16 protein-coding genes and 1 pseudogene are annotated in these 16,727 nt (G+C 70.3%); 5 read left to right on the top strand and 12 right to left on the bottom strand.

Annotation, left to right across the window (positions count from 1 at the left end):
• Positions 1-166 precede the first annotated feature (166 nt).
• A complete protein-coding gene (locus ACFY9I_RS13090) occupies positions 167-1,156 on the top strand; it encodes a hydrolase (RefSeq protein ID WP_391000665.1) in 990 nt (329 codons plus the stop codon).
• Between the two features lie 51 nt (positions 1,157-1,207).
• Here ACFY9I_RS13090 and ACFY9I_RS13085 read toward each other — a convergent pair whose 3' ends face one another.
• The 5 genes from ACFY9I_RS13085 to ACFY9I_RS13065 all read right to left on the bottom strand — a co-directional run bounded on the left by ACFY9I_RS13085 (position 1,208) and on the right by ACFY9I_RS13065 (position 6,757).
• Positions 1,208-1,657 (bottom strand): hypothetical protein, encoded by a 450-nt coding sequence (locus tag ACFY9I_RS13085; protein ID WP_391000662.1) that lies wholly within the window; start codon positions 1,655-1,657, stop codon positions 1,208-1,210.
• Positions 1,658-1,664: 7 nt separating this feature from the next.
• Positions 1,665-2,864: a cyclic dehypoxanthinyl futalosine synthase gene (gene mqnC, locus ACFY9I_RS13080; protein WP_391000660.1), complete on the bottom strand. Its 1,200-nt coding sequence runs from the start codon at positions 2,862-2,864 to the stop codon at positions 1,665-1,667.
• A gap of 137 nt (positions 2,865-3,001) precedes the next feature.
• A complete protein-coding gene (locus tag ACFY9I_RS13075) occupies positions 3,002-3,799 on the bottom strand; it encodes a prepilin peptidase (RefSeq protein WP_391000657.1) in 798 nt (265 codons plus the stop codon).
• A gap of 59 nt (positions 3,800-3,858) precedes the next feature.
• Positions 3,859-5,652 (bottom strand): protein kinase, encoded by a 1,794-nt coding sequence (locus ACFY9I_RS13070; RefSeq protein WP_391000654.1) that lies wholly within the window; start codon positions 5,650-5,652, stop codon positions 3,859-3,861.
• Positions 5,653-5,911: 259 nt separating this feature from the next.
• A complete protein-coding gene (locus tag ACFY9I_RS13065; RefSeq protein WP_391000651.1) occupies positions 5,912-6,757 on the bottom strand; it encodes an MqnA/MqnD/SBP family protein in 846 nt (281 codons plus the stop codon).
• A gap of 378 nt (positions 6,758-7,135) precedes the next feature.
• On the opposite strand from ACFY9I_RS13065, the gene ACFY9I_RS13060 reads away from it, so the two are divergent.
• The 3 genes from ACFY9I_RS13060 (at position 7,136) to ACFY9I_RS13050 (ending at position 8,798) form a co-directional block, all read left to right on the top strand.
• Positions 7,136-7,339 carry a cold-shock protein gene (locus ACFY9I_RS13060; protein WP_003992177.1) on the top strand — a complete coding sequence of 68 codons (204 nt, stop codon included), beginning with the start codon at positions 7,136-7,138 and terminating at the stop codon, positions 7,337-7,339.
• A 175-nt stretch (positions 7,340-7,514) separates the two neighbouring features.
• Complete coding sequence (locus ACFY9I_RS13055; protein WP_391000647.1) at positions 7,515-8,015, top strand: GNAT family N-acetyltransferase; 501 nt, start codon at positions 7,515-7,517, stop codon at positions 8,013-8,015.
• A 300-nt stretch (positions 8,016-8,315) separates the two neighbouring features.
• Entirely contained in the window at positions 8,316-8,798 is a 483-nt protein-coding gene (locus tag ACFY9I_RS13050; protein WP_391000645.1) for a hypothetical protein, read from the top strand.
• A gap of 105 nt (positions 8,799-8,903) precedes the next feature.
• On the opposite strand, the gene ACFY9I_RS13045 is transcribed toward ACFY9I_RS13050, so the two are convergent.
• Entirely contained in the window at positions 8,904-10,877 is a 1,974-nt protein-coding gene (locus tag ACFY9I_RS13045) for an AMP-binding protein (protein ID WP_391000642.1), read from the bottom strand.
• Positions 10,878-11,146: 269 nt separating this feature from the next.
• On the opposite strand from ACFY9I_RS13045, the pseudogene ACFY9I_RS13040 reads away from it, so the two are divergent.
• Positions 11,147-12,081, top strand: a pseudogene (locus tag ACFY9I_RS13040) (MaoC/PaaZ C-terminal domain-containing protein).
• 205 nt (positions 12,082-12,286) lie between these two features.
• On the opposite strand, the gene ACFY9I_RS13035 reads toward ACFY9I_RS13040, so the two are convergent.
• The 6 genes from ACFY9I_RS13035 to ACFY9I_RS13010 form a co-directional block, all read right to left on the bottom strand.
• Positions 12,287-12,976 carry a TetR family transcriptional regulator gene (locus ACFY9I_RS13035; RefSeq protein WP_391000640.1) on the bottom strand — a complete coding sequence of 230 codons (690 nt, stop codon included), beginning with the start codon at positions 12,974-12,976 and terminating at the stop codon, positions 12,287-12,289.
• Between the two features lie 70 nt (positions 12,977-13,046).
• Positions 13,047-13,412, bottom strand: a complete 366-nt coding sequence (locus tag ACFY9I_RS13030; RefSeq protein ID WP_391000637.1) for a DUF4229 domain-containing protein — start codon at positions 13,410-13,412, stop codon at positions 13,047-13,049.
• Between the two features lie 112 nt (positions 13,413-13,524).
• Positions 13,525-14,049, bottom strand: coding sequence for a GNAT family N-acetyltransferase (locus ACFY9I_RS13025; protein WP_391000634.1), 525 nt, complete (start codon positions 14,047-14,049; stop codon positions 13,525-13,527).
• 142 nt (positions 14,050-14,191) lie between these two features.
• The gene (mqnE, locus tag ACFY9I_RS13020; protein ID WP_391000631.1) at positions 14,192-15,355 is read right to left on the bottom strand and encodes an aminofutalosine synthase MqnE; all 1,164 of its coding nucleotides are present in this window, start codon (positions 15,353-15,355) and stop codon (positions 14,192-14,194) included.
• 61 nt (positions 15,356-15,416) lie between these two features.
• Positions 15,417-15,872 (bottom strand): Lrp/AsnC ligand binding domain-containing protein, encoded by a 456-nt coding sequence (locus tag ACFY9I_RS13015; protein ID WP_391000628.1) that lies wholly within the window; start codon positions 15,870-15,872, stop codon positions 15,417-15,419.
• A 131-nt stretch (positions 15,873-16,003) separates the two neighbouring features.
• Positions 16,004-16,711, bottom strand: a complete 708-nt coding sequence (locus ACFY9I_RS13010; RefSeq protein ID WP_391000626.1) for a UbiX family flavin prenyltransferase — start codon at positions 16,709-16,711, stop codon at positions 16,004-16,006.
• Between the last annotated feature and the right edge of the window lie 16 nt (positions 16,712-16,727).

Below are 16,727 nucleotides of genomic sequence, written 5' to 3'. Positions count from 1 at the left end.
GGCTGTCCGACCCGGCGACCGACCCGCCGGCCGACCCGCCGACCCGCCGACCCGCCGACCCGCCGAACGATTCTCAGATTCTTTCGCGGAAGGCCCGTGCGAGTTCGAGGATTCCGAAGCGCACATGGAGCACGGCCGGGTGTGCTTCATTTTGCTCGTGATTGTCGTGAGGAATTCCCTGAAACGAACCGTCGGACTGATATGCCTGATGGCCCTGGCCTGCGCGGGCTGCACCGCGAAGACGAACGAGGAGGGGAAGGCGACGACGAAATCACCCACGAAGGCGCCCACGGTCTACGCGCCCTATGTGAACGCCACCGAGTCCTCCCCCCTCGACAACGCCGGCTCGGCGGCCGCGTACCACCTCGCGTTCGTGATCGCCGACGGCGACGCGTGCACGCCCGCGTGGAACGGGACGGAGGCGATCGACGACGCGGCGGTGCGGTCCCGTGCCGCGGCGCTCACGGGGTCCGGCGCGTCGGTGCGGGTCTCGTTCGGCGGCGCCTCGGGCACGGAGCTGGCCCAGGCGTGCGATAGCGCGTCCGAACTCACCGACGCCTACGGCTGGGCGCTCGACGCGGCCGGCTCGGCCGAGGCCGACTTCGACGTCGAGGGAGACGCCCTCGAGGACTCCGGCTCCGTCGGCCTGCGCTCCGAGGCGATCGCGCTCCTCCAGAAGGACCGCCCCGACCTCTCCGTCTCCTTCACCCTGCCCGTGATGCCCTCCGGCCTGGACGACGACGGCGTGGCGCTCCTCGACTCGGCCGACGACCACGGCGTCCGGATCAGCACGGTCAACATCATGACCATGAACTACGCCAGTTCGTACGACGGTGACATGGGCGACTACGCGGAACAGGCCGCCGAGGCGACGCACCGGCAGTTGAGGGACATCTTCGGCACGAGTGACACCACTGCGTGGGGTGCCCTCGCTCTGACCTCGATGCTCGGCGTCAACGACGTGGACAACGAGACGTTCACGCTGGAGGACGCGGCGCAGGTGCGGGAGTTCGCGGAGGAGAAGGGGGTGGCCTGGGTGTCGATGTGGGCGACGTTCCGGGATCAGGAGTGCGGGGGCGGTGCGAGGGACGAACTGAGCGACTGCAGCGGGGTGGAGCAGGAGGACGGAGCGTTCGGGGAGGCGTTCTCGGGGTGAGCCGGGGGTGAGCCGTCGCGCGGTGCCCACGGCGCCGCCCACGCCCCCGGATCACCGGCGGCGGTGGACCAGGCGTCCCGCGCACACCGTGGCCACGCAGGTGCCGGAGTCGTCGAAGACTGCGAGGTCGGCGCGGCCCGCTTCGGTGATCGACGCTCGCCGCGCCCGTGGCAGCACCACCACGTCGTTCCGGTCGGCGGCCGCACGGAGCTCGGGGGCACCGGCGTGCTCCTCCAGGACCGCGGCGGCGCCCGACTTCAGTACGGCGTGGATGCGTTCACGGGGTGTCGGGGCGCCCGGGAGCGGCCCCTCGTGGACACGGGCGGGCCCGAGGACACCGGGCCACCGCCGCACGCGGGCACCCGGGAACCGCTCCTGGATCTCTGCCAGCGGCCCCACCGCCCGGACCAGGAGACCCTCCACCGCGACGGCGCCGCCTTTGATCGGTTCCGCATCGTCCCAGGTGTGCCGCACCTCGTCGGCAGCGTGAATGGTCAGCATCCGGGCCCTAGTTGGCGCTCAGCAGCTTCAGTTCGGGGTGGGCCGTGCCGCCGTCGATGGCCGTGGAGGAGATATGGGACATGACCCGCTCGTCGACCGGGTCGTTCGCCGGGTCGTCGTGGACGACGATGTGCTCGTACGTCGTGGTCCGCTGGGCGGGAACGCGGCCGGCCTTGCGGATGAGGTCGATGATCTCCAGGCGGTTGGAGCGGTGCTTGGCACCGGCGGAGGAGACGACGTTCTCCTCCAGCATGATCGAGCCGAGGTCGTCCGCGCCGTAGTGCAGGGAGAGCTGGCCGATCTCCTTGCCCGTGGTGAGCCAGGAGCCCTGGATGTGGGCGATGTTGTCCATGAAGAGGCGGGCGATGGCGATCATGCGCAGGTACTCGAAGAGCGTGGCCTGCGTACGGCCCTTGAGGTGGTTGTTCTCCGGCTGGTACGTGTACGGGATGAAGGCGCGGAAGCCGCCCGTCCGGTCCTGTACGTCACGGATCATCCGCAGGTGCTCGATGCGCTCGGCGTTGGTCTCGCCGGTGCCCATGAGCATCGTGGACGTGGACTCGACGCCCAGGTTGTGCGCGGCCTCCATGATCTCCAGCCAGCGCTCGCCACTCTCCTTCAGGGGCGCGATGGCCTTGCGGGGACGCTCGGGGAGCAACTCCGCGCCGGCACCCGCGAAGGAGTCGAGACCGGCGGCGTGGATCCGCTGGATGGCCTCCTCGACACTCACCTTGGAGATACGGGCCATGTGCTCGACCTCGGACGCGCCGAGGGAGTGGATGACCAGTTGCGGGAACGCCTTCTTGATGGCGGCGAAATGCGTCTCGTAGTACTCCACCCCGTAGTCCGGGTGGTGCCCGCCCTGGAACATGATCTGCGTACCGCCCAGCTCGACGGTCTCCGCGCAGCGGCGCAGGATGTCGTCGAGATCGCGTGTCCAGCCCTTGTCCTTGGCCTTCGGCGGGGCGTAGAAGGCGCAGAACTTGCACGCCGTCACGCACACGTTCGTGTAGTTGATGTTCCGCTCGATGATGTACGTCGCGATGTGCTCCGTACCCGCGTACCGCCGCCTGCGCACCGCGTCGGCGGCGGCACCCAGGGCGTGCAGCGGCGCATCGCGGTAGAGGTCGAGCGCCTCTTCCGGCGTGATCCGCCCACCCTCGGCGGCACGGTCGAGAACAGACTGGAGGTCGGCCTTCTCGGTCACCGGCGGCGTCCCTTTCGTAGGGTTCGTAAGGGTTGAACGGACCGGGCCAGCCTACGCCAGGGGCCCGGACCGGCCGACGTCAGCCCGTCCACCTGTGGATAACTCCGGAGGCCCGGCGAACGGGAACGCGGCCGGGCTCAGGCCGCGTACGCCTCCAGCAGCAGCCCCACGTACGCTCCGGCGATCATGAAGGGGCCCAGGGCGACCTGCTGTCCGCGGACGGGGCGCCCCCGGGCGGCCACGGCCAGGGTGTACGCGCTGCCGATGAGCGCGCCGGCGAAGGTGCCGAGGTACAGCGCGCCCCAGCCGTACCAGCCGAGCACGGCACCCAGGCCCAGGGCCAGTTTCACGTCGCCGAATCCGAGGGCCACGGGCCTGATGAGGAAGAAGAGGAAGTAGAAGCCACCGAGGGCGAGTGTGCCGTAAGCCGCGCTACGCCACTGGCCCGCATGTTCGGGCACGAACGCCACCGCGCCCAGCAGAACCAGGGCCAGGCCCGCGAGCGGCAACGTCAGGGCGTCCGGGAGGCGTTGTGCCCCGAGGTCCACCAGGGTGAGCAACACGCCGAGCGGGGCGAGGAGCAGCCACACACCGAGTTCGGGGCGGGGGCCGGTGGCCAGGGCGAGTGTGGCGCAGACAAGGGCGGTCGCTGTGGCGACAGTGGGGGTGCTGGGTCCGTACGCGCAGGTGGGGGCCGTGGCGGTGAGGGGCGTGACGGCCGTGGTGGCCCCAGGCAGGTCTGCCGTGCAGCGAGCCGGGCCGAGCCAGCCGCCCGCGACCCCGGTGATCCGGTGACCGGCGGGACACTCGTCCTGCCAGGAGTCCTCCTCGTCGACCGTGAAGCGGTAGGCGGGGCGGGGCAGCAGGGTGCCCACGCCCGCGCCCCACAGCGCGGCGGCCACGGTCAGCGCGATCAGCCAGGGGTCGAGATCCACCCGGTCAGCCTATGAGCACGGACGGTCGTGCCGTACGGAGAAGTACCGCGCCCACTCCCCTACTTCACCTTCGCCATACGGGCCGTCGGGTCGCCCGCGTCCGCGTTGTCCGAGGTGTACCGCAGCTCGTCGCCGACGGGGGTGAGGGTGACCACGTGGGTGTTCCTGGTGCACGTGCGGGGGTTGTTGTCGGTATCGGCGATGCTGGTCACGAGGATGTGGTCCTCGGCGACCTCCTTGAGGACCAGCTTGTCGTCGCAGGCACCGCCGAGGAGGTCGACGGAGCGGAAGGTGCCCAACGGGTCGCCCACCGACGCCTGTCTCAGGGTGATCGTGAAGGTTCCGGCCGGAAGGTTGCCGTCGAGGGCGTAGGCGTCGCCCTCCCAGGTGCCGAGGTAGTTCGCGGGCACCTCGCCCTCCGCGTCCCCCGGTGGTTGCGAGGCCTGTGGGTCGTTCGTGGGGGCCGCGCTCGACGATGGCGCGGGGCCGGCCGCGTCGCCGTGGGTGTCGTCCTTGCCGTTCAGCATCCCGAGGCCGAAAACAGTCCCCAGGCTGACCACCGCCAACGCTCCCGCGACGGCCAGCGCGACGGAGCAACTGACTTTCCGGCCGCGCCCGTTCGCCGCGGTCGTGGAGGTCGCCGCCACGCTCAGGGACAGCTTGCCCGGCGTCGCTCCCGAGGAAGGCGGGGCCGTGTCCGCCACCACGGCGTCGGACCGCTGCCCCGGCACGTGTGTCATGGGCGGCGCTTGCGGCGACATCACCGGAGGCGGCCCGAAAACCCCGCTCGCGGCGGGCACTTCGACGTTCGCGTCACCGGAGGGGGCCGACGTGTACGGCGAGTCCTGCGCCACGGCCGACTCCGCCGCACCGGCACTCGAATCCCCCGCGCCCACAGAAGGGCTGCTGAACCCCAGCGGCCCGGACGGGACTTCCTCCGCCGCCTCCAGGTTCAGCAGTCGCACCGCGCTCCGGCCGACCTGTTCCACCAGCGGGCCCGGCAGCCAGCCCGCGGCGACGAGGCAGGCCGCGCCCTGGGGGGCGAGGGTGCCGGCCACGTCGTCGGGGGTCGGGCGGGCCGTGGGGGTCTTGGACAGGCAGTGCTCGACCAGGTCTCTCAGTTCACCGTCCAGACCCTCCAGTACGGGCTCCTCGTGGACGACCTTGTAGAGGAGGGCGGCGGAGGAGTCACCAGGGAAGGGGGTCCGGCCGGTCGCTGCGTACGCGAGGACCGCGCCGAGGGAGAAGACGTCCGCCGCACCCGTGACGCCCTTGCCGAGGATCTGCTCGGGGGACATGTAGCCGGGGGAACCGAGCGAGACGCCGGTGGAGGTGAGGGACGCCGTACCGTCCGTCGCCCGCGCGATGCCGAAGTCGATGAGGAGGGGGCCGTCCACCGTCAGCAGCACGTTGGACGGCTTCACGTCCCGGTGGACCAGGCCGAGCGCGTGCACCGCCGCGAGGGCCTCCGCCAGGCCCGCGCCCAGGACCCGCACCGTGTGCGGAGGCAGGGCGCCGCCGTCCGCCACCGCCGCCGCGAGGGACGGGCCGGCCGCGTAGCCGGTCGCCACCCAGGGGACCGGGGCCTCGGGGTCCGCGTCCAGGACGGGGGCGGTCCAGGCGCCGCCCACACGGCGGGCCGCCTCGACCTCACGGCGGAAGCGGGCGCGGAACTCCTCGTCGAGCGCGAAGTGCGGGTGCACCACCTTGACGGCGACGGTACGGCCGCCCGCGCTGCGCCCCAGATAGACGCGGCCCATCCCACCGGACCCGAGCCGGCCGAGCAGCCGGTAGGGCCCCACCACCGTGGGTTCACCGACGTCGAGCGGTTGCGGCTGCGGCTGCGGCTGCATGGGCGACACCTCCCCCGTACGTCTGCCGTACGTCCCCCCGTACGAGCACGCCAGCTCGTACGAGCACGTTCCCCGCACGAGTACGTTCCCCGCTCGTACGGGCCCTCCCTACGCGCGGCTCCCAGCAGCCTAGTGCGGCCCGTCCGAAGGAGAATGGGAACGTCGGCGACCGATCCCCCGGAACACGGAATTCGCCCATGGGAATTCCACAACTTCACGTGACGCTCACGGGCGGTTCGCGGGGCCGCCGGGAAAAAGGTCAGGAAAGCAGGTCCACCTTCACGTCCGCCGGAAATCCGGTGGTCGGGCCGACCCGGCGGGCGAACTCGGCGACCGCGGCGAGCTGTGCCCCGCCGAAGCGGAAGTCGAGGGTGGTGAAGTACCGCTCAAGGACCCGCTCGTCGAAGGCCTCCCAGCGGGCCGCCTGCTCGGCGACCTTGTCCACCTCGGCCAGGGAGAGGTCGCGGGAGGCCAGGAAGGCCTCGTGCACCTTGCGGGTGACCTCCGGCTCGCGCTCCAGGTAGTTCCGTCGCGCCGCCCACACCGCGAAGACGAACGGCAGCCCCGTCCAGGCCTTCCACATGGCGCCCAGGTCGTGCACCTCCAGCCCGAGGTTCGGGCCGTCGAGGAGGTTGGCCCGCAGCGCCGCGTCACCGATGAGCACCGCCGCCTCGGCCTCCTGCATCATCAGCGGGAGGTCGGGAGGGCAGGTGTAGTAGGACGGTTCGACGCCGACGCTCTCGGCGAGCAGCAGTTGCGCGAGGCGTACGGAGGTGCGCGAGGTGGAGCCCAGTGCGACGCGTGCACCGTCCAGGCGTTCGAGTGGCACCTGGGAGACGATGACGCAGGACATCACCGGCCCGTCGCAGCCGACCGCGATGTCGGGCAAGGCGACCAGGTCGTCCGCGTTGCGCAGGAACTCCACGAGCGTGATGGGCCCGATGTCGAGGTCGCCGCGCACCAACTGTTCGCTGAGCTTCTCCGGGGTGTCCTTGGTCAGCTCGAAGTCGAGCAGTGTGCCCGTTCTCGCGAGCCCCCAGTACAGAGGCAGGCAGTTCAGGAACTGGATGTGGCCGACGCGCGGCCGGTTGCGGGAATTATCCACATCGCGAGGCTAGCCCTCATGGGGTACGGTGCGGGCTCCGGGGGCCGGAAGGGGCTTCCGAAACCGGATGTACACCCTGAGTCAACACTTTCGACGGCGTGTCGTCAGTGGGGCAGGCGGGGAAGTAGAGGCGATCAGTCAGCCGCGACCCGAGCAGTTCAAACATCCGGGTGACGTGATCTTGCCCTCTATTGCATTCCCCTGCCCGCGTGCTAGGCTCGCCGCAAGTTGCAGTTTGGTTTCCCTTGCAGTACAGAGCCTGCGGAGCATGTGACCGCGGGCTCTCGTCGTTTTCAGACGTATGCAGTTGTGCGGCATCTTGTTTTCACACTTGCAGGGTTCTGGAGCAGGGCAACCCTTTGGGCCCAAGGAGGGCTTATGGCTACCGGAACCGTGAAGTGGTTCAACGCCGAAAAGGGCTTTGGCTTCATCGCCCAAGAAGGCGGCGGCCCCGACGTCTTCGTCCACTACTCCGCCATCAACGCGAGCGGCTTCCGTTCGCTGGAGGAGAACCAGCAGGTCTCCTTCGACGTGACGCAGGGCCCGAAGGGTCCGCAGGCGGAGAACGTCACCCCCGTCTGATCCGAGGGATGCCCCTCTGACGACGTCTGAGAGCAGTACCCAAGGAGCCCCTTGCCATTCGGCGGAGGGGCTCCTGCCTTTTTCATCGTGCGGACGTGCGGACGCGTCGTCGTCGCTCACCGCGGCGACAACGAAGGCGTTTCTCGCGGACGGGGACGCTCGGTAGCCTGGGCGCATGATCAGCCTGGGGCTGCTGGACGGCAGCGGTCGACGCGTCACGCTGCGCGCCGTGGACGACGAGAACTGGCGGGCCGTCGCGGACGTCGCTCCATTGGACAACCAACGCCGTTACGTTCCGGCGCTCGCCGCTCGCTACCTCCTCCTGTCCCTCCGTGAGGGCGTATGGAACTCGCTCGCGGTGTGTGCCGACGACACGGTGGTGGGGCATGTCATGTGGGGGCGGGACGAGGACGGCTCGTACTGGATCGGCGGCATGCTGATCGACGGGGCCGAGCAGGGCAAGGGGATCGGCCGGGCGGTGGCGCGCACCCTGCTGCGCTGGCTGGCCGACCGTACGGACTGTGAGGTCCTTCGCCTGTCGTACGACCCGGACAACTCCGCCGCAGAGCGCCTGTACACCTCCCTGGGGTTCCGTCCGGTGTCCGCCGCAGGGGAGGACGTGGACGGTGAGGTGGTCGCCGAGTTGTCCGCGAAGGCGGTGGGACGAGAGGCGTGAAGGCCTGGGACATCTCGGCCGGGCAGGCCTTCAGACCTGTGGTGAGTCGGCGGTGAGTCGGTGCGTTCCTTGAAGTGGGTCACCGCGATCCTGCCGTTGGGTGAGGTGGGGAGGGAGCGTAGGTGGAGCCCACAGCCACGGACCAGTTCTGTCACGCGTCTTCGGCCACCCATGCGGCCGGGCGGTATCAGCCTTCCCGGTGCGTAGAGGGCCCGTTGAGCAGGGAGTTCGGGGCGGGCACAACCGAATGCGGCCGAGACGACTCTCAGGGAAGAGGCAGTCGATGAGGTGGGGGGCCGGGTGAGGCGGCGGAGCGTTCTGCTGGGCTGTGGTGCGTTGGTTCTCGTGCTGTCGGCCGTGGGAGTCGTGTGGTGGACCTGGTTCCGGGCGCCGTACGCGGTCGCCGACTCACCTCGGATCGATGTGACCGTGCGGGCCGAGAAGTCGGTGTATCCCGATGTCGAGGAGACCGCCGAGGAGGTCGACACCGTCGTGCGGGTGTATGTGCAGCGGCTCGAGGCCGGTGATGTGGAGGGGCTCATGGAGCTTGCGGGGCCCGCGTACCGGGAGACCCGGGGTGCCGCGTACGAGCATGTGCGTGAGTTCGGCGAGGGGGCTCGTGGCCCTGTCGAGGTGACCGTGCTGGAGGCGCCCGTCGACTACTTCAACCCGGTGCGGATCACTTACGAGCGGACCGGCCAGGAGCAGGAGTTGCTGCTCGTCAAGGACGACGGGTACTGGTGGATCGGGTTGGGCGACGGTGATCCGGCGGCGGGGCAGTAGGGCGGAGGACTCCCTCCACACGGAGGACACCCCCTCCGCGGTGGATGGGCTCTCCGCGGTGGATGGGCTCTCCGCGGTGGATGGGCTCTCCGCGGTGGATTGGCTCTACTTGGTGTACAGCTCCTCGATCTCCGCCGAGAAGGACCTCTCCACGACCTCTCGCCGCAGTTTCATCGACGGGGTGAGGTGGCCGGCCTCCTCCGTGAAACCGCCGGGGACGACGGCGAAGCGGCGGATGGATTCCGGGCGGGAGACCAGGCGGTTCGCCTCGTCCACCGCTCGTTGGAGGACGGCTCGCAGGTCGGGGTCGGTGGCGAGCTGCTCGCCGGGGACGTCCTGCTTGCCGTTCATCTGGCACCAGTGGGTGATGCCTTCGGGGTCGAGGGTGAGGAGGGCGGTGACGTAGGGGCGCCGGTCGCCGATGACCATGGCGTGGGCGATGAGGGGGTGGGAGCGCAGCCAGTTCTCCAGGGGGGCCGGGGCCACGTTCTTGCCGCTGTCGGTGACGAGGATCTCCTTCTTGCGGCCGGTGATCGTGAGGTAGCCCTCGTCGTCCAGCCGGCCTATGTCGCCGGTGGCGAACCAGCCGTCGGGGCCCGCCGGGACGACGCCGCCGGCCTGGGGATCCCAGTAGCCACGGAAGATCTGGCCGCCGTGGAGGAGGATCTCGCCGTCGGCGGCGATACGGACCCGGGTGCCGGGCAGGGGCCGGCCGACCGTGCCCAGGCGGGGGCGGTTGGGCGGGGTGACGGTCACCGCGGCGGTCGTCTCCGTCATGCCGTAGCCCTCGAAGACGTCGATGCCCGCTCCGGCGTAGAAGGCGGCCAGGCGGCGGCCGAGGGGGCTGCCGCCGCAGATCACCTGACGGACTCTCCCGCCCAGCGCTTTGCGGATGCGGCGGTAGACCAGGGGGTCGTAGAAGGTGCGGGCCGTCTTCAGGAAGGTGGAGGGGCCGGGGCCGGTGCCGTGCTGCTCCGCCTCCAGGGCCTCGCCGTAGCGGCGGGCCACGGCGGAGGCCCTGTCGTACGACGAGGCGCGGCCCATGCGTTCGGCGGAGGCGCGGGCCGTGTTGAAGACTTTCTCCAGGACGTAGGGGATGACGAGGAGGAAGGTCGGCCGGAAGGACTTGAGGTCGGCGAGGAGGTCCTCCGTGCGGAAGCTCGGCGAGTGGCCCAGACGGACCCTCGCCCGCATACAGCCGATCGCCACCATGCGGCCGAACACATGCGCGAGGGGGAGGAAGAGAAGGGTGGAGGCCTCCTCGTCCGTCTTCGCGCGGAAGATCGGGTAGAGGAGGTCGATCGCGTTGTCGACCTCGGCGCAGAAGTTGCCGTGGGTGAGGGCACAGCCCTTGGGGCGGCCGGTCGTGCCCGAGGTGTAGATGAGGGTCGCGAGCGTGTCGGGGCCCAGCACCCCGCGCCGTACGGCCACTTCCTGGTCCGGGACCCCCCGGCCCAGCTCGGCGAGCCGGTCCAGGTGGCCCTTCTCGAAGACCCACATGTGGCGCAGGTCGGGGATGCGGTCGAGCTCGGGGCCGAGGGCGGCGGCCTGGCCCGCGGTCTCCACGGCGAGGGCCACCGATCCCGAGTCCTGGAGGATCCAGCGGGTCTGGAAGACGGAGGAGGTCGGATAGATCGGGACCGTCACCAGGCCCGCCGCCCAGGCCGCGAAGTCGAGGAGCGTCCACTCGTACGTCGTCCGCGCCATGATGGCGATGCGGTCGCCCGGCATCAGGCCGTCGGCGATCAGGCCCTTCGCCAGTGCGAGCACCTCGGCGGCGAAGTCGGCCGCCGTCACGTCCCGCCACCGGCCGTCGCCACCCGCGTCCGTCCCTTCACCCGGCGCGCCACCTCCGACCGCGGCAGCGCCCGCCGCGCCGCCGCCCGCCGCGCCGCCGACCTTGCGGCTGAGGACCACGGAGTCGGGCGCGTGTGCCGCGTTGTCGAACGGGATGTCCGCGAGCGAGCCGTAGGTCACGGGCGCGGCGAGCGCGGGGATGTACGCCTCTCGCACGGTGCCGTCCAGCCGCTTCAACTCGGGTTCCAGCAGGTCGGGTTCGATGCGTTCGAGGCTGGACACGGGCGGCTCCTGGGCGTTCGGTGTGCCCGGATCGTACGGGGTTGGTGTGTGAGGTTGGTGTGAGTGTGGCGATGGTCCGGAGATGGAACGGGGCCGGGGATGTGCAGTGTCGCCGGTTGCCCGCTCGCCGCTCCGGCGCAGGTCAACGGCGTGCCAAGTTACCTGAGGGTCGTTCATTTCCTTGGGCTCACGGAGACTCGTCGGGCATTACCTCGGGTAACCTGACTGGTGGGTAACAAGGCCGCGCAGGCGAAGGGGGAAACCGTCCGATGCCCACCCTCACCCTCACCCGACCACCCTCCCTCGGTCCCCTCCTCGCCCGAGGCGCACTCCTGTCACCGTGGAGGAGCCTCAAGCTCGCGGGCTCCGCCGACGCCGGTGCGGCCGCCTTCCCCGGCCCCTCCGCCCCCTTCGGCCGGCTCGTCCTCCCCGGGGTCCGGATCGACCTCGCCCGGCTCGCCGCGTACGAGCGCGTGTGCGGGTTCCCCACAGGGGAGGACGCCATCCCGTTGACGTACCCGCACGTCCTAGGCTTTCCGCTCGCCATGCGGATCATGTCCGGGCGCGAATTCCCGCTGCCCCTCCTCGGTCTCGTCCACACCTCGATCGAGATCACCCGGCGGCGACGGCTGCCAGCCACCGGCGAGTACGAACTCACGGTGTACGTCGACGAGCTGCGGCCCCATCGGCGGGGCACCGAGGCGACGGTGGTGACCGAGGTACGGGACGGGGGCGAGGTCGCGTGGGAATCGCGGAGCACGTATCTCGCGCGGCATCGGCGGATCGACGATGCCGGCCGGGCCGAGGGGGGCGGGGCGGACGACAGGGCGCGGCGAGTGGAGGAGCACGGGCCGTTGCCCGCGGTTGCCGAGTGGCGGCTGGCCGGGGATGTGGGGCGGCGGTACGGGCCGTGTCCGGGGACCGCAATCCGATCCATCTGCATACGCTCGGTGCGCGCCTGTTCGGCTTTCCCCGGGCGATCGCGCACGGCATGTGGACCGTGGCCCGCTGCCTCGCCGAACACGGCACGCCCCCGGCGACCCTCGTCCGCGCGGAGTTCCGGGCGCCGGTACCGCTGCCGGGCGCGGTGACCTACGCGGCGGACGGGCAGGCGTGGGGCGGCTTCGAGCTGCGGAGCGGGGACCTTCCGGGGGGCGCGGGGCGGCTCCATGTGCGGGGCCAGGTGTATCCGCTGGTCACCTGAGCACGCGTGACTTCACTCGCGGGTGCGTGGTGGGTCCGTGGGTGTGTGGTGGGTCCGCGGGTGCGTGGTGGGTCCGCGGGTGGGCGGGTGGGTGAGTGCGTGCGTGCGTGCGGGTCGTGCGTGGCTGGTCGCGTGGTTTCCCGCGCCCCTGAGAAGCAGGGCTTCGCCCCGTGCTTCGTTGTTCGTTGTCGGCGGCGCCCTCGGTCTACCGCGCCTGTGCCTCGGCGTGCGGCGTGGCCTCCTCGTCGTCCGTGCGGGTCGGCGGGGTCCAGGGGTGGCCCTCCATGAGGTTGCCGAGGCCGGCCCAGGCGAAGTTCATGAGGGTGGCCGCGGCCTGGCGGGCGGTGATGCCGGGGGTGGCGTTGGCCCAGGCGGCGAGGGCCTCGGCGGCGCCGACCAGACCCTCGGCGAGGCCCGCGACCTCACGCTCGGGCAGGGACGGGTCCCGGCGGGCCTCCCGCGCGGCAACCAGGATGAGCCCGGTCACGAACGCGACCATCTCCTCACGCATCGCCGCCACCTCGGCGGCGAACGGTTCACCGTGCGTACGGGCCTGGAGATGCAGTACCGCCCAGGCGTCCGGATTGCGCGCGGTGTGTGTGAAGAACGCCGCCAGCCCTTCCCAGAGTTGACGGTCGGCGGGCAGTTCGGGGTTCACACCCGCACGTACGGCGGTGGTGAGCGCCTTGGCCTCGCGCCGGATGCAGGCCGTGAAGAGGTCTTCCTTGGAGTTCAGGTACAGATAGACCAACGGCTTGGACACGCCCGCCAGTTCGGCGATCTCGTCCATCGACGCGGCCCGGTAGCCGCGCTGCCCGAAGGTCCGCACCGCCGCGTCCAGCATTTGCCGTTCCCGCACCGCACGGGGCATCCGTTTGCTCTTCACAGCACCCATGCGGGCAAGCGTACGGTTCCGGCGCCCGGTACGGACCTGGGCGTCGGGCGGGTGGCCTTGTGTCCGGCGGTTACGAAGCCTGGCTCGACGTGGGCCGGGCGCTCTCGTTCTCGGCCGTCTCGGCCGGCTCCGGGACCGCCGTGGTCCTCACCGCGTCGTCGGCCTCGTCCTCCTGGCTGCGGTTGGCGGCGAGGTTGGACTTGACCCGGTCGATGGAGCGGTCCAGGCGGGGGGCGATCTGGGCGGAGGCCTGGTCGCGCTGCTTGCGGAGGGCGACGAAGCTGATCGGCGCGGAGACCAGGAGGGAGAGGAGGACCATCCACATGCCGTTGGAGGCGCCGAGACCGCGCGGGGCGACACCGGAGTAGACGAGGGCCCAGACGACCACGAAGCAGCCCACGAAGATTCCCAGGCGCATCAGTGTGTAGCGGAGCATCTCAATCCACTCTTTCGTTTCCGTTCTGGACATGGCCCGAGGTCATCGTCCAGTGAAGCACGGTCCAGGGGGGATCTTGCAGGGGGGTCTCGCCCCGCGCACCCGTCGGGTCTCATGTCAGGGGGAGCAGCATCGTGATGTCGTCGCGGTGGTCGTCGGGGGCGACCCGGATGGCTCCGGGGACTCGGCCGACCTCCTTGTAGCCGCAGGAGGCGTAGAAGTGTTCCAGGCCGAGGCCGCCCCGGCAGGTGAGGCGGATGGCGTCTATGCCGTCGAAGTCGCGGGCCGCGGTCTCGGCCGCGCTCATCAGGGCGCGGCCGTAGCCCTTGCCCTGGTGGGCGGGGTGGACCATCACCGTGAAGAGCCAGACCCAGTGGGCCATCAGGCGGTGGGTGTTGAAGCTGAAGAAGGCGGTGGCGGCGGGGGTGCCGGTGTCGTCGAGGCCGAGGAGGAGGCGGTGTTGGCCTTCTGCCATGGCGGTGAGGTGCTTCAGGAGTTGGGGGCGGATCACTTCGGGGGTGGCCGGGGGGACGAAGCCTACGGCTCCGCCTGCGTTGGTGACGTCTGCCCAGAGGGTGAGGATGCCGTCGTGGAGGGTGGGGGTGAGGGGTGGATCGAGGTGGAAGGTAAGGGTCATGGGCTGACCGTAATCATTACGCGTGACTCGTCTCAAGAGGGATTCGCCCCCCGCCGCCCCTACCCGTCCCATCCGCAGGGGCTGCGCCCCTTCGACCCCGTCCGCGGCCGGTGGGGCCGGCCGCGGACGAACAACCGGTCTCTCAGACCCGCATCGGCTGCGGGGACTCCCTGCGCGCCGGGTCCGGGCCCTCGTACTCGCGGATGATCTCGTACCTCGTGTTGCGTTCGACGGGGCGGAAGCCCGCGTCGCGGATGAGGTCCAGCAGGTCCTCGCGGGTGAGCTTGTTCGGTGTGCCGTAGTTGTCCGCATCGTGGGTGATCTTGTATTCGACCACCGAGCCGTCCATGTCGTCGGCGCCGTGCTGGAGCGCCAGTTGAGCGGTCTGGACGCCGTGCATGACCCAGAAGACCTTGACGTGGGGGACGTTGTCGAAGAGCAGCCGGGAGACCGCGAAGGTCTTCAGGGCCTCCGCGCCGGTCGCCATCTGGGTGCGGGCCTGGAGACGGTTGCGTACCTTGCCGTCCTTCATGTCCACGAAGTCGTGCTGGTAGCGCAGGGGGATGAAGACCTGGAAGCCGTTCGTCTCGTCCTGGAGTTCCCGCAGACGCAGGACGTGGTCGACCCGGTGGCGCGGCTCCTCGATGTGGCCGTAGAGCATGGTGCAGGGGGTCTTCAGACCCTTCTCGTGCGCCAGCCGGTGGATGCGCGACCAGTCCTCCCAGTGGGTGCGGTGGTCGACGATGTGCTGCCGGACCTCCCAGTCGAAGATCTCAGCTCCACCACCGGTCAGGGACTCCAGGCCCGCGTCGATCAGTTCGTCGAGGATCTCCGACGCCGACAGCCCGCTGATCGTCTCGAAGTGGTGGATCTCCGTCGCTGTGAACGCCTTCAGGGAGACGTTCGGGAGGGCCGCCTTCAACTCCTTCAGGGAGCGCGGATAGTAGCGCCACGGCAGGTTGGGGTGGAGCCCGTTGACGATGTGCAGCTCGGTGAGGTTCTCGCCCTCCATCGCCTTGGCGAGCTTGACGGCCTCCTCGATGCGCATCGTGTACGCGTCTTTCTCCCCCGGCTTGCGCTGGAAGGAGCAGTAGGCGCACGAAGCCGTGCACACATTGGTCATGTTGAGGTGGCGGTTGACGTTGAAGTGGACGACGTCGCCGTTCTTCCGCGTCCGCACCTCGTGAGCGAGTCCGCCGAGCCACGCCAGGTCGTCCGACTCGTACAGCGCGATGCCGTCCTCGCGGGTCAGCCGCTCACCGGAGCGGACCTTCTCCTCCAGCTCGCGCTTGAGCCCGACGTCCATGCCCACACCTCTCACCGATCCAACCGCCTCAAAAGACCTCACCAACCGTACGCCTACGCCCCTACTCCTCCTCCGGCAGCTCACCCACCCGGTTCTCCCACTTGGTGGAGAGCACGATGGTCGTACGGGTCCGGGAGACCCCCTTGGTGCCGGAGAGCCGGCGGATGGTCTTCTCCAGGCCGTCGACGTCGGGGGCACGCACCTTGAGCATGAACGAGTCGTCGCCCGCGATGAACCAGCAGTCCTCGATCTCGGCCAGGTCCCGCAGCCGGTCCGCCACGTCCTCGTGGTCGGCGGCGTCGGAGAGCGAGATGCCGATGAGCGCGGTCACGCCGAGGCCGAGGGAAGCCGCGTTGACGGTGGCGCGATAGCCGGTGATGACACCGGCCGCCTCAAGCCGGTTGATGCGGTCGGTGACACTGGGTCCCGACAGACCGACGAGGCGCCCCAGCTCCGCGTAGGAGGCCCGGCCGTTCTCCCTCAGGGCCTGGATGAGCTGCCTGTCCACCGCGTCCATGCGATCGGTTGCCTTCCGCTGAAGAGTTGAGTTGTGGGTGCTGCTTGGTCGTTGGTCAGTGGTACGAGAAACGGGACGGGGAGAGCGGGTCGGGGAGGAGTGTGGTGCGGGCCGGGGTGAGCGTGTACGGCTCAGTCGGTCGCACCGGAGGCGCGTGCCCCGCCCACCTCGCCCTCCCAGCGCCGGTACAGGGTGTGCGGGACGCCCGCCGCGTCCAGCGCCCGTCCGGCGACGAAGTCCACCAGGTCCTGGATGTGCGTGGCGCCCGCGTAGAACGCCGGGGACGCCGGCAGTACGGTCGCACCCGCCTCGTCCAGGGTCACCAGGTGCCGCAGGGTCTGCCCGTTCAACGGGGTCTCGCGTACGGCGACCACGAGCCGCCGCCCCTCCTTGAGGGTGACGCTCGCCGCCCGTTGCAGCAGGTCCTTGGAGAGCCCGAGGGCCACGCCCGCGACGCACGCCGTCGACGCGGGGACGATCAGCATCCCCTTGACGGGGTACGAGCCCGAGGACGGTCCGGCGGCCAGATCACCGGCGCTCCAGTGCCGAACCCGGTCGCCGCGGTCGCCGTCGAGGTCCACGACGAACGTGCCGGGCTTGCCGTCCGCCCCACGGGACAGCCATTCGCGCAGGTCCTCGCGCCAGTGTGCGTCCCGGAAGGAGATTCCCGTCTCGTCGAGCAGGGTCAGCCGCGAGGCCCGGGACACCACGAGGTCGACACTCTCACCGGCGGCGAAGAGTGCGCGCAGCACGGCCGCGGCGTATGGGGTGCCGGATGCGCCGGACACCCCTACGATCCAAGGCGTACGCGGCGTCTTCCCTGGCTTGACTGGGTTCACGACACCGAGCCTATCC

The organism is Streptomyces sp. NPDC012510 (assembly GCF_042955065.1).
Taxonomy (GTDB): domain Bacteria; phylum Actinomycetota; class Actinomycetes; order Streptomycetales; family Streptomycetaceae; genus Streptomyces.
Note: the sequence above shows the minus strand (reverse complement) of the source record. Positions and strands in the feature narration are given on the sequence as shown.

What these genes read in the sequence shown, in the direction of transcription:
- ACFY9I_RS13070 (WP_391000654.1), bottom strand. Translation starts at nt 5,652, where the DNA reads ATGCAGCCGCAGCCGCAGCCGCAACCGCTCGACGTCGGTGAACCCACG.
- ACFY9I_RS13085 (WP_391000662.1), bottom strand. Translation starts at nt 1,657, where the DNA reads ATGCTGACCATTCACGCTGCCGACGAGGTGCGGCACACCTGGGACGAT.
- ACFY9I_RS13030 (WP_391000637.1), bottom strand. Translation starts at nt 13,412, where the DNA reads ATGCTCCGCTACACACTGATGCGCCTGGGAATCTTCGTGGGCTGCTTC.
- ACFY9I_RS13060 (WP_003992177.1), top strand. Translation starts at nt 7,136, where the DNA reads ATGGCTACCGGAACCGTGAAGTGGTTCAACGCCGAAAAGGGCTTTGGC.
- ACFY9I_RS13015 (WP_391000628.1), bottom strand. Translation starts at nt 15,872, where the DNA reads ATGGACGCGGTGGACAGGCAGCTCATCCAGGCCCTGAGGGAGAACGGC.
- ACFY9I_RS13035 (WP_391000640.1), bottom strand. Translation starts at nt 12,976, where the DNA reads ATGGGTGCTGTGAAGAGCAAACGGATGCCCCGTGCGGTGCGGGAACGG.
- ACFY9I_RS13055 (WP_391000647.1), top strand. Translation starts at nt 7,515, where the DNA reads ATGATCAGCCTGGGGCTGCTGGACGGCAGCGGTCGACGCGTCACGCTG.
- ACFY9I_RS13025 (WP_391000634.1), bottom strand. Translation starts at nt 14,049, where the DNA reads ATGACCCTTACCTTCCACCTCGATCCACCCCTCACCCCCACCCTCCAC.
- mqnE (WP_391000631.1), bottom strand. Translation starts at nt 15,355, where the DNA reads ATGGACGTCGGGCTCAAGCGCGAGCTGGAGGAGAAGGTCCGCTCCGGT.